General features: G+C 57.2%; 9 protein-coding genes. 6 read left to right on the forward strand and 3 right to left on the reverse strand.

The genetic code is table 11. The features are described from left to right. Positions 1 to 83: 83 nt before the first annotated feature. The 6 genes from FDX24_RS18170 to fbpC all read left to right on the forward strand — a co-directional run bounded on the left by FDX24_RS18170 (position 84) and on the right by fbpC (position 7865). Entirely contained in the window at positions 84 to 713 is a 630-nt protein-coding gene (locus tag FDX24_RS18170) for a response regulator transcription factor (RefSeq protein WP_005125019.1), read from the forward strand. Then, positions 713 to 2254, forward strand: coding sequence for an MASE1 domain-containing protein (locus FDX24_RS18175; RefSeq protein ID WP_137364708.1), 1542 nt, complete (start codon positions 713 to 715; stop codon positions 2252 to 2254). Before FDX24_RS18170 ends, FDX24_RS18175 begins: the two co-directional genes overlap by 1 nt. A gap of 84 nt (positions 2255 to 2338) precedes the next feature. Then, entirely contained in the window at positions 2339 to 3631 is a 1293-nt protein-coding gene (gene uhpC / locus FDX24_RS18180) for an MFS transporter family glucose-6-phosphate receptor UhpC (RefSeq protein ID WP_115643801.1), read from the forward strand. After that, the gene (locus tag FDX24_RS18185; protein ID WP_003021397.1) at positions 3628 to 4659 is read left to right on the forward strand and encodes an ABC transporter substrate-binding protein; all 1032 of its coding nucleotides are present in this window, start codon (positions 3628 to 3630) and stop codon (positions 4657 to 4659) included. Before uhpC ends, FDX24_RS18185 begins: the two co-directional genes overlap by 4 nt. Before the next feature lie 69 nt (positions 4660 to 4728). Continuing rightward, the gene (locus FDX24_RS18190; protein WP_137364709.1) at positions 4729 to 6807 is read left to right on the forward strand and encodes an iron ABC transporter permease; all 2079 of its coding nucleotides are present in this window, start codon (positions 4729 to 4731) and stop codon (positions 6805 to 6807) included. Between the two features lie 11 nt (positions 6808 to 6818). Continuing rightward, entirely contained in the window at positions 6819 to 7865 is a 1047-nt protein-coding gene (gene fbpC / locus FDX24_RS18195; RefSeq protein ID WP_048212480.1) for a ferric ABC transporter ATP-binding protein, read from the forward strand. 108 nt (positions 7866 to 7973) lie between these two features. Here fbpC and mmuM read toward each other — a convergent pair whose 3' ends face one another. The 3 genes from mmuM to mhpT form a co-directional block, all read right to left on the reverse strand. Further along, positions 7974 to 8906: a homocysteine S-methyltransferase gene (gene mmuM / locus FDX24_RS18200; RefSeq protein ID WP_137364710.1), complete on the reverse strand. Its 933-nt coding sequence runs from the start codon at positions 8904 to 8906 to the stop codon at positions 7974 to 7976. After that, entirely contained in the window at positions 8893 to 10296 is a 1404-nt protein-coding gene (mmuP, locus tag FDX24_RS18205; RefSeq protein WP_116360937.1) for an S-methylmethionine permease, read from the reverse strand. Before mmuP ends, mmuM begins: the two co-directional genes overlap by 14 nt. A gap of 275 nt (positions 10297 to 10571) precedes the next feature. Continuing rightward, positions 10572 to 11786, reverse strand: coding sequence for a 3-(3-hydroxy-phenyl)propionate transporter MhpT (gene mhpT, locus FDX24_RS18210; RefSeq protein WP_137364711.1), 1215 nt, complete (start codon positions 11784 to 11786; stop codon positions 10572 to 10574). Positions 11787 to 11825 lie beyond the last annotated feature (39 nt).

Below are 11825 nucleotides of genomic sequence, written 5' to 3' on the forward strand. Positions count from 1 at the left end.
CGTTACATAACTGCGTCTGGATGATTGCCAGCGTGGCGCTGGCAGGCATCATAGATATTCTTGTCAGGCAAAAGAGCAATATCATGATTCATGTTGTGCTGGTGGACGACCATGTGGTGGTGCGTTCCGGTTTTGCGCAATTACTCGGTCTCGAAGAGGATCTCGCCGTTATCGGCCAGTACAGCAGCGCGGCAGAGGCCTGGCCGGCATTACTGCGCGAGGACGTCAATGTTGCGGTCATGGATATCGCCATGCCGGATGAAAATGGTCTGAGTCTGCTAAAACGGCTGCGGGCGCAAAAACCCGGCTTTCGCGCCATTATTCTCAGTATTTATGACGCGCCGACGTTTGTACAAAGCGCGCTGGATGCCGGGGCCAGTGGCTACCTGACCAAACGCTGCGGACCAGAGGAACTGGTGCAGGCGGTACGATCGGTCGGTATGGGCGGGCATTACCTGTGCGCCGATGCGCTGCGGGCGTTACGCGGCGGCGAACAGCCCGCACAGGTACTGGAAGTACTGACCCCACGCGAGCGCGAAGTGTTTGAGCTGTTGGTCAAAGGCGACAGCGTAAAAGAGATCGCCTTCAAGCTCGACCTCAGCCACAAGACGGTGCACGTTCATCGCGCGAATGTACTGGGCAAGCTGCAATGCCACAGCACCATCGATCTGGTGCATTTTGCCCTCGACCACCAGTTGCTGACGGGGCATTAATGTCGCGTAACCTTCGTCATTGGGTTATTTCTCTGTTTATTCTGCTGGCCTGGGGTTCGGGCTGGCTAATGCTGTGGACGTTAGGTTTTTACCTGACCCACAATGGTCAGCAGGCGGCATTATTTCTGCCGCATGGCGTGTATCTCGCGCTGCTCATCCTGCTGTCTCGCCGCTACTGGCCCGCGCTGGTATTGCCGCCGGTATTGATCCTGTTCTGGCTGCACAACGAACAGTTACTCAACGGTTATCTTCTGCTGGCCGCACCGCTGATAAGCCTGATACCGGCCAGTATCGGTCAGTCATACTGGCACCGCTTCCCGCTTTACTGGCAGCGCTTAACGCTGCTGCTGGCCGCGGTGACGATCACTTCATTGCTCAATACCGCCCTGCTTTCACCGTTTATCCAAAGCCCGGCGATGTTGATTGGGCTGGCATCGTTTACCGGCGGTGTGCTGCTCACCCCGTTTGTCTATCTGATCTATGAATTTTTGCGCCAGCAGCACCGCTATCATTTGCTCGGGCTGGATACCACCAATCCCCCGCTGCGCACCTCGCTTATCATCTGGTGCAGCCTGTTTTTTATTATTGGCATCGGCACCCAGATGGTGTTGTCGCCGGAGATCGAGCGCCTGCTGCTGATCGTGGTGTTCTTACCGAACGTGGTGATGGCGTGGAAATTTGGCTGGCAGGGCGGCGTGTTGTCCGGATTGCTCGGCAGTATGATGATCACCATCGCCCGGCAAATCGGCGTCGGGTTCAGCAACTTAGTGGAGCTGGAGATTTTCCTCGCCACCCAGGCGCTGCTGGGTATAGGGCTGGGGATCGCCATCAGCCGCCAGCAGCATCTGGCGCAAAACCTGCACCATTATCGCCAGCGTCTGGAAAGCGAACTGGCGACGCGTCGCGCGCTGACCGAACAGCTGATCCGCACCGAAGAAAACACGCGCAAAAGCCTGGCGCGGGAACTGCACGACGAAATTGGTCAGAACATCACCGCCATTCAAATTCAATCACAACTGGTCAAACGCGCACCGGGTCGCGAGCAAACGCTGGTGGCGGCAAATCAGATCAACGATCTTGCCCGGCGTATTCACCACTCCACCCGCCAACTGCTGCGCCAGTTGCGCCCGCCCGCGCTCGATGAACTGGCCTTTAAAGATGCCCTGCATCACCTGGTGAATGAATTTGCCTTTGCCGAACGAGGCATTCGCTGTTGGTTTGACTATCAGCTTGAAAATACGCCAGAAAATGAAACGGTGCGCTTCACACTGTATCGGCTACTGCAGGAGTTGCTCAATAACGTCTGTAAACATGCCGACGCCAGCGAAGTATCGATTACGCTGCGCCAGCAGGAACAGCGCTTGTTTCTGGACGTCGCTGACAACGGCGTGGGTATTCTGCCGGAAAAAATTCCCGGTTTCGGTATCCAGGGGATGCGTGAGCGGGTCAGCGCCCTTGGTGGCGAACTCACGCTCGAATCAAACAACGGCACGCGGGTAATTGTTAACCTGCCCACAAATTTGCAACAAATCAGCCGCTAACCAGGAAAAAGTCTTAGTCACTCTGGACTTTCTCTCATCCCCTTTCGATTTCACTTTCTTATAGTCAGCAAAACGGAGACGGCTATGCGTACCGACATCAACCAACAATACCGGACGCTGCGTCCACAGCTGCTGATGTGCATGGTCATCGGGTACGCGGCGTTTTACCTGACGCGCAAAAGCGTTAACTACGTGCTCCCGGCACTGCAAATGGATCTGGGACTGGATAAAAGTGATATCGGTCTGTTGGGATCGCTGTTTTACCTGACCTATGGTCTGTCGAAATTTACCGCGGGACTCTGGCACGACAGCCACGGGCAGCGCGCATTTATGGGCATTGGCCTGTTCGCTACCGGCATCCTGAACGTGGTGTTCGCGTTTGGTGAATCGCTGACGCTACTGCTGGCGGTCTGGACGCTAAACGGTTTTTTCCAGGGCTGGGGCTGGCCGCCCTGCGCTCGCCTGCTGACCCACTGGTACTCGCGCAACGAACGTGGATTCTGGTGGGGCTGCTGGAATATGTCGATCAATATCGGTGGCGCCGTTATCCCACTGATTAGCGCCTTTGCCGCCCACTGGTGGGGCTGGCAGGCAGCGATGCTGGCACCGGGGATTATCAGCATGGCGTTAGGTATCTGGCTCACCCTGCAACTGAAAGGCACGCCCCGGGAAGAGGGATTACCGACGGTTGGGGAATGGCGGCATGATCCGCTGGAGCTGCGTCAGGAGCAGCAAAGCCCGCCGATGGGACTGTGGCAAATGTTGCGCATAACCATGCTGAAGAACCCGATGATCTGGCTGCTTGGCGTGTCGTATGTACTGGTTTATTTAATCCGCATTGCGCTCAACGACTGGGGCAATATCTGGCTGACAGAAAGCCACGGCGTGAATTTGCTCAGCGCCAATGCCACGGTGATGCTGTTTGAGGTCGGCGGCTTGCTCGGTGCGCTGTTTGCCGGATGGGGATCGGATCTGCTGTTCAGCGGTCAGCGTGCGCCGATGATTTTGCTGTTCACGCTGGGGCTGATGGTCTCCGTCGCCGCGCTATGGCTGGCGCCGGTGCACCACTACGCGCTACTGGCTGTCTGTTTCTTTACCGTGGGCTTTTTTGTGTTTGGCCCGCAGATGCTGATTGGCCTCGCAGCGGTGGAGTGCGGACACAAAGCAGCGGCAGGTTCAATTACCGGTTTTCTCGGGTTGTTCGCCTATCTGGGGGCCGCGCTGGCGGGTTGGCCGCTGTCGCTGGTCATAGAACACTACGGCTGGTCGGGAATGTTCAGTTTGCTCTCGGTCGCCGCTGTCTTTATGGGTTTATTGCTGATGCCGCTGCTCATTGCGGGCATTACCCCTTCTCTCAGTCAAAGGATAAAACAATGAAACTGACGCTTACCTCTACCCTGATTGCTTCCGCGCTGACGCTGGCGGCCTTCAGCAATGCAGCCCAGGCTCAGGGCCGTCTGGTGGTGTATTGCAGCGCCACTAACGAGATGTGCGAAACCGAAACCAAAGCCTTCGGTGAAAAATATGATGTGAAAACCTCATTCATTCGCAACGGCTCGGGCAGTACGCTGGCGAAAGTCGATGCCGAGAAGAAAAACCCGCAGGCGGACGTCTGGTACGGCGGTACGCTGGATCCGCAGTCCCAGGCCGGTGAAATGGGCCTGCTGCAGCCGTATAAATCACCCAATCTCGAACAGATCATGGAGAAATTCCGCGATCCCGCGAAGGTGAAAGGCAATCTCTCCTCGGCGGTTTACGTCGGTATTCTGGGCTTTGGCGTCAATACCCAGCGCCTGAAAGAGAAAAACCTGCCGGTGCCAAAATGCTGGAAGGATCTGACCAAACCGGAATACAAAGGTGAAATCCAGATTGCTGACCCGCAAAGCTCCGGTACCGCCTATACCGCGCTGGCGACTTTTGCCCAGCTGTGGGGTGAAGATCAGGCCTTTGACTACCTGAAACAGCTCAACGCCAACGTCTCCCAATACACCAAATCCGGCATTGCTCCGGCGCGTAACGCCGCCCGTGGCGAAACGGCTATTGGCATTGGCTTCCTGCACGACTACTCGCTGGAAAAAGAACAGGGCGCACCGCTGGAGCTAATTTCACCGTGCGAAGGTACTGGCTATGAGATCGGCGGCGTCAGCATTCTGAAAGGCGCGCGCAACCTCGACAACGCCAAACTGTTCGTTGACTGGGTACTGTCAAAAGATGCTCAGGAGCTGGCGTGGAAGAAAGGCAAGTCCTATCAGATCCTGACCAACACCACCGCCGAGACGTCGCCTAACTCGCTGAAACTCGACGATCTGAAGCTTATCAATTACGACATGGATAAGTACGGCTCGACCGACGTGCGTAAAGCGTTGATCAATAAGTGGGTCAGCGAAGTGAAGATGGGTAAATAAACCTACATCGGCGATCATTTGCCGGGTGCGGCGTAAATACCGCATCCGGCCTGGAATACCGGAACCGCTATGTCACACACACTTGCACTCCATCCCGTGAAAAAACGGGATGCGATATTTCTTTGGGTTTTGCTTGGCTGGCTGGCGTTTGCCCTGTTGCCAGGCTGGAGCCTGGACTACGGTCTGCTGGAGTCGACGCGCGAGGAAATACTCGCCGCCTACGGCTGGTCACAGTTGAATATCAGTTGGCTGTGGTATCTGCTGCCAAGCCTGCTGCTGGTTCGCCCGTTCCATGAAGCTAAACGCGAACAGCGCGGCCGCCATTATCTTGACGCGGGCTGGGCATTTTTCTGTATGGCGTTTATCGTCACCAGCGCGACCCTTGAAGGGCGCGGCTTAGGCTATGCCACCATCGTGCTATTTATCGCACTTGGCGCGATCATGACCCTGGCGCTCACCCGTCTGGAATGGCTGGGCGGCGACCGTTTCGTCATCGGCTCGCTCACCGCGATTGTCGCCCTGATCGGTATTTTTATCGTCTGGCCGAGTATCGCGATTTTTATTCCGATGTTCACCAACGACGCCGGGGAATTTGCCCCGTTGGCGTTTATGAATGTGCTGTCGCAGGCGCACATCATTCAGGTGATCCTCAACTCGATTATGCTGTCGATTGCCGTCGGCGTCGGCTGCACCTTTTTTGGCCTGGTGCTGGCGATCTACACCACCCGCATCGCCAAACGCAGCGCCATCATCGGACGAATTTTCTCGATACTGCCGATCGTCACCCCGCCGTTTGTCGTAGGTCTTGGCGTCACGCTGATGATGGGACGCTCCGGCTATATCACCGAATTTATGGTCGAATGGTTTGGCTTAACCAACACCAACTGGCTGTACGGGTTTACCGGCATCTGGCTGGCGCAGGTGCTGGCCTTCACACCGATGGCGTTTATGATCCTCGACGGCGCAATCAAAACTATTCATCCGTCACTGGAAGAAGCGTCATACACCCTGCGTGCCAGCCGCTGGCAGACTTTTAACGGCGTGTTTGTCCCACTGCTAAAACCCGCGCTGGCCAACGCCTTTTTGATTGTGGTGGTGCAATCGCTGGCCGACTTTAGTAACCCGCTGGTGCTCGGCGGTAACTTCGACGTGCTGGCGACGCAAATCTACTTCTACATCACCGGTTCGCAGCTCGACTACCAGGCTGCCAGTACGCTGGGGGCGTTCCTGCTGCTGTTCTCACTGCTGGTGTTCTGCGTGCAGTACATGTGGATTGGTAAACGCTCGTACGTCACCGTTTCCGGTAAATCCTACCGGGGCGACGTGCAACCGCTGCCGGTGACGCTGGTGTGGAGCGTGGTCGCGCTGCTGGCGGTGTGGATTGCCTTTAACGCTCTGTTGTACGGCAGCATTTTCTACGGCAGTTTCACCGTTAACTGGGGCGTGGACTACACCCTGACGCTGGCGAACTTTAGCAAACTGTTCGGCCAGGGAATGAGCGACGGCGCGTGGCCTTCACTGCTCGACACTCTGCTCTACGCCGGGATTGCCGCGCCAATCACCGCCATCTTCGGCCTGCTGATCGCCTGGGTAGTCGTGCGCCAGCAGTTTAAGGGCAAGAAGACCATCGAGTTCACCACTATGCTGTGCTTTGCCGTTCCAGGCACCGTCGCGGGCGTATCGTACATTCTGGCCTTTAACAGCGCCCCGGTTTACCTCACTGGTACGGCGGCGATTGTCATTATCTCGATGGTAATGCGTAACGTCCCGGTCGGCATTCGCGCGGGTATCGCGGGCTTAGGCCAGATCGATAAATCACTGGATGAAGCCTCGCTCAGCCTGCGCGCCGGTTCGCTGCGTACCATTACGCATATCCTGCTGCCGTTGCTGCGCCCGGCGATCCTTTCGGCGCTGATTTACAGCTTTGTGCGCGCCATTACCACCGTCAGCGCCATTGTGTTCCTCGTCACGCCGGATACCCGTGTAGCGACGGCCTACATCCTGAACCGCGTGGAAGATGGCGAATACGGTGTGGCGATTGCCTACGGTTCCATTCTGATCGTGGTGATGCTGGCGATTATTTTCATATTTGACTGGCTGATCGGTGAATCACGTACCTCCCGTTCAAAAGCCAAAAACCAGGCGTAATGGAGCGCACTATGACTCAGAAAAATTTCGTTGAACTGCGCAACGTCACCAAACGATTTGGCAGCAACACGGTTATCGACAATATCAACCTCACCATCCCGCAGGGGCAAATGGTGACGCTGCTCGGCCCATCCGGTTGTGGTAAAACCACCATTTTGCGCCTGGTCGCCGGGCTGGAAAAACCGAGCGAAGGGCAGATTTTCATTGATGGCGAAGACGTCACCCATCGCTCAATTCAGCAGCGTGATATCTGTATGGTGTTTCAGTCCTATGCCCTGTTCCCGCATATGTCGCTGGGAGAGAACGTGGGTTACGGTCTGAAGATGCTCGGCGTGTCCCGCGCTGAGGTGAAAGCCCGTGTCAAAGAGGCACTGGCGATGGTGGATCTGGAAGGCTTCGAAGAGCGCTATGTCGATCAGATCTCCGGCGGTCAGCAACAGCGCGTGGCGCTGGCGCGCGCATTGATCCTCAAGCCGAAAGTGCTGCTGTTTGATGAGCCGTTAAGTAACCTCGACGCCAACCTGCGTCGCAGCATGCGCGACAAGATCCGCGAACTGCAAAAGCAGTTTGATATCACCTCGCTGTACGTTACCCACGATCAGAGCGAAGCCTTTGCGGTTTCCGATACCGTGCTGGTGATGAACAAGGGGCACATCATGCAGATCGGTTCACCGCAGGATCTCTATCGCCAGCCCGCCTCGCGCTTTATGGCAAGCTTTATGGGTGATGCCAACCTGTTCCCGGCCACCTTCAGTGACCAATACGTTGATATCTACGGCTATCATCTGCCGCGCCCGCTGCACTTTGGTACGCAAGGCGAAGGTATGGTCGGCGTGCGCCCGGAGGCGATCACGCTCAGCGATCGCGGCGAAGAGAGTCAGCGCTGCGTGATCCGCCACGTGGCGTATATGGGACCCCAGTATGAAGTCACGGTGGAATGGCACGGGCAGGAGATCTTATTGCAGGTCAACGCTACGCGTTTACAGCCGGACGTCGGCGAGCAGTATTATCTCGAAATCCATCCGTACGGCATGTTTGTTCTGGCGGATGCGGCATAACGTTTTGTGGCATTGTAGGCCGGATAAGGCGCTTGCGCCGCCATCCGTCAATGCCAGATGCGCTACGCTTATCAGGCCTACAGTGAACGATGTAGGCCGGATAAACTCTCAGCTTCGCGCTTTTAGCGCGGCAATATCCGCAGGCGTGGTGCGACAGCACCCGCCAATCAACCGGGCGCCAGCGGCCTGCCACTGCGGCAGATAATCCGCCAGATGCGCACAATGCTCACCGTGATGATGCCAGGTTTTGCTCGCGGCATCGTACTGCTCACCCGAGTTCGGATACACCACTAGCGGCAGTGCCGTTAAACCGTGTAAATGCTGCAACGCAGCGGTGGTGTTTTCCAGCGCAATGCAGTTAATACCTAACGCCACCACCTGCGGATAACCCGACAGCAGCGCGACCACGTCACGCAGCGGTGTACCGTCGCTCAGGTGCTCGCTGTCGCGCAGGGTAAATGAGAACCACGCCCGTGCACGCGGAAATGCGGTCAACAACTCAGCCAGCGCGCTAATTTCGGCAAAATTTGGCAAGGTTTCACAGGCCAGCAGATCGGCCCCGGCATCCAGCAAGGCTTCCACGCGCGGGCGGTGAAACGCCTGAAACTCTTCAGCGCTACGTTGGTAATCACCACGGTATTCAGAACCATCCGCCAGATACGCGCCGTAAGGCCCGACGGACCCTGCTACCAGCAGCGTGCCCGCCTGCGGGTTCTCGGCCAGATACGCTTCACGGGCTTTACGCGCCAGCTCCACGCTTTTACCAATTAGCGCTTTCGACTGCGCTTCATCCAGGCCACGGGCGGCAAACCCCGCCGGTGTCGCCTGGTAGCTGGCGGTAATCGCACACTGCGCCCCCGCCCGGTAGTAATCGAGATGGACTTCGCGGATAAGCTCCGGATTTTCGACCAGCACTTTGGCTGACCACAGGCTGTCGGCTAAGTTACAGCCACGCGCTTCCAGTTCCGTCGCCATCGCACCATCGAGCAGCAGGAAATCCTGTTTATCAAGGATGGCGCTTAACGGATTATTCTGCGACATGTTCGGGCTCCTGTTTGGCTTTACGCGGTTGAGTAAGGAAATAAGCACCATAACACACTGCCACAAACGGTAACCCGCACCACAGCGCAATTCTCTGCGCTGGATCGAATGCCAGCCCGACACAAGCCACCAGGCACAGCACAAATCCCAGTACCGGCACCAGCGGATACCACGGCGCGCGATAATGCAATTCACTCAATGCCTTACCCTGCTGCAGATGACGGCGGCGAAAGACAAAGTGCGAAGCGCAAATGCTCAGCCACACCGCCACCACCGCAAACCCGGAGATTGCCGACAGCGCGACAAATACCGTGTCCGGGGCCACCACGCTGGAAAACAGCGCCAGTACACCACCGAGCATACTGACCGACAGCGCCGTCAGCGGCACGCCGTTTTTCGTTACTCGCGCAAAACAGGCCGGTAGCGTACGTTCATTTGACAGCGACCACAGCATGCGCCCGGAGGCATACAACCCGGAATTTGCCGCGGATAGAATAGCCGTCAGGATCACGAAGTTAAAAATATCGGCGGCGTACGGAATCCCCACCTTCTCAAACACCAATACAAACGGGCTTTTCTCCACGCCCGCCTGCTGCATCGGGATCAGCGCCGCCAGCACAAACACGGTACCGATAAAGAAAATAATCAGTCGCGCGATAGTGGTACGAATCGCCACCGGAATAACCTTGCGCGGGTTTTCTGTTTCTCCGGCGGCAATACCGATAAGCTCGGTTCCCGAAAAAGCAAAATTCACCGCCACCATCGTCATCAGGATCGGTAAGCCACCGTGTGGGAACCAGCCTTCCGCCGTGATATTACTCAGTCCCGGCGCGGGCGAGCCATCCTGCATCGGGATAAAACCAAAAATCGCCGCCCCGCCGAGGATGATAAAGGCGATGATAGTGACCACTTTTACCAGCGAGAACCAGAACTCCCCTTCGGCAAAAAAGCGCGTGGAGATGACGTTGAGGGCAAAAATAATCGCGCAAAACACCACGCACCAGACCCATACCGGTACCTGCGGAAACCAGTACTGCATACAGAATCCGGCGGCGGTAAAACTCGAACCCAGCGCCACAGTCCAGGTCAGCCAGTAGAGCCAGGCCACGGTATATCCCGTTGCAGGGCCAAGATAACGCGCAGCATAGACGTGAAACGCCCCGGTCTCCGGCATCGCGACCGACAGCTCGCCCAGACACTGCATAACCAACCAGACTACCAGCGCGCCAATCAGATAGGCCAGCAGCGTTCCCGCCGCCCCGGTGGTGGAGATGATGTACCCGGTATTGAAGAATAACCCTGTGCCAATCACGCCACCTAAGGAGAGCATAATCAGGTGACGCGTTTTCATTGTGCGCTTCAGTGGCGCATTTTGTTGTGTTGTTTGCATATAACCTTCTGAACGTATGGACATCTAAACATCCAAAGAAGGTTTGTTATACCGCGTTTGTTAACAGAATGCAAAGTCAACCCTGCACCAGGCGCAGATGCCCGCGCCGGGCGCTTAATGTCGGGTGGGGATTAATAATCAGATACAAAAAGGGTCGCCAGCTCATAACGCCTCCGTTGCCAGGCTTTATGTAAACTCTGGCAACGTCCTCACCGACTGGCGTTCACCCGGAAGTGGGAACCGTATCTCCCCCACTCATACCACCGAATGAGCGCTTAAGCACCGCTGGCCGGGACCGGCATCTGCGATTTGCGGTTCATCAGAATAAATACCGCCAGCCCTGCCAGCAATATCCCCGGCGCAGAAGCCGCCATCACCCCTACCGTTCCGGTGCCGAGCGCTAACATTTTTCCTGCCAGCAACGGACCACTCATCGCGCCCAGACGACCGACGGCGACGGCGGTTCCCACGCCGGTGGCGCGGATCTGCGTGCTGTAAAACAACGGTGCCAGCGCATACAACACGCTTTGCCCACCGGTGGCAAACATCCCCGCCACAAATCCCGCCATCAGCATGCCGCTCAATGACGATACCGTGCCCAGCGCCAGCAGTGATGCCAGCATCCCGGTGTAGATCAAAAGTGACATCACCACCGGACGCAGTTTGTCCATCAACGCCCCGAGAATTAACGTCCCGCTGGCCGCGCCGATTTGCAGAGCAAACATCACTCCTGCTGCCTGCGAGGGCTGAAAGCCCTGCTCGACCAGCAGCATCGGCAGCCAGTTGATCAGCATATACACCACCAGCAGGGTGAAGAAATAGCACAGCCACAGCAGCAGCGTGGCTGTCGCGGTAGTTGGCGCAAACAGCGCGCGCAGCGGCGCGGCAGCCACCTGCGTTTGTTGGGCGTAAACCTGCGATTCCGGCAACCAGCGCATCAACAGCGGTACCAGCAGCAGCGGGATCACCCCGCCAACCCAGAACACCGTTTGCCAGGCGGAGGCCAGACCGCTAAACCCGAGCGCTGCCGCGAGCGCCGCGCCAATCGGCACACCGCAATACATCAGGCTCACCGCCGTACCACGAAAACGCGGGCCCGCCGCCTCGGAGGTCAGCGCGATCAGGTTCGGCAACGCCGCGCCCAGCCCGACGCCGGTCATCAGACGAGCAAACACCAGCGATGAGAAATCCCAGGATATCGCCGTTGCCAGCGAGAACAGACCGAACAGCGCCACAGAGGCAATAAGAATGCGTTTGCGGCCATAGCGATCGGCCAGCATGCCGCCCACCAGCGCGCCGGGCAGCAGCCCGAGAATGCCCGCGCTGAAGATCCAGCCCATCTGCATTTTATCCAGCGCAAACGCGTGAGCGATACCGACGGCAGCGATCCCGGCAGCCTGTAAATCCAGCCCTTCCATCAGGGCGACTAAAAAACACAGCCCGACGGTCAACGTCAGGCGGGATGAGGATGTGGGGGTACGGGTAGTCATAAGATGTACCTCTGAGGTCACGATGCAGGTGAATCGCGG

It is taken from the genome of Citrobacter sp. wls716, from assembly GCF_005280975.1.
Lineage (GTDB): Bacteria > Pseudomonadota > Gammaproteobacteria > Enterobacterales > Enterobacteriaceae > Citrobacter > Citrobacter youngae.

Coding starts and splice junctions, on each gene's coding strand:
- FDX24_RS18170 (WP_005125019.1), top strand. CDS start 84: ATGATTCATGTTGTGCTGGTGGACGACCATGTGGTGGTGCGTTCCGGT.
- FDX24_RS18175 (WP_137364708.1), top strand. CDS start 713: ATGTCGCGTAACCTTCGTCATTGGGTTATTTCTCTGTTTATTCTGCTG.
- uhpC (WP_115643801.1), top strand. CDS start 2,339: ATGCGTACCGACATCAACCAACAATACCGGACGCTGCGTCCACAGCTG.
- FDX24_RS18185 (WP_003021397.1), top strand. CDS start 3,628: ATGAAACTGACGCTTACCTCTACCCTGATTGCTTCCGCGCTGACGCTG.
- FDX24_RS18190 (WP_137364709.1), top strand. CDS start 4,729: ATGTCACACACACTTGCACTCCATCCCGTGAAAAAACGGGATGCGATA.
- fbpC (WP_048212480.1), top strand. CDS start 6,819: ATGACTCAGAAAAATTTCGTTGAACTGCGCAACGTCACCAAACGATTT.
- mmuM (WP_137364710.1), bottom strand. CDS start 8,906: ATGTCGCAGAATAATCCGTTAAGCGCCATCCTTGATAAACAGGATTTC.
- mmuP (WP_116360937.1), bottom strand. CDS start 10,296: ATGCAAACAACACAACAAAATGCGCCACTGAAGCGCACAATGAAAACG.
- mhpT (WP_137364711.1), bottom strand. CDS start 11,786: ATGACTACCCGTACCCCCACATCCTCATCCCGCCTGACGTTGACCGTC.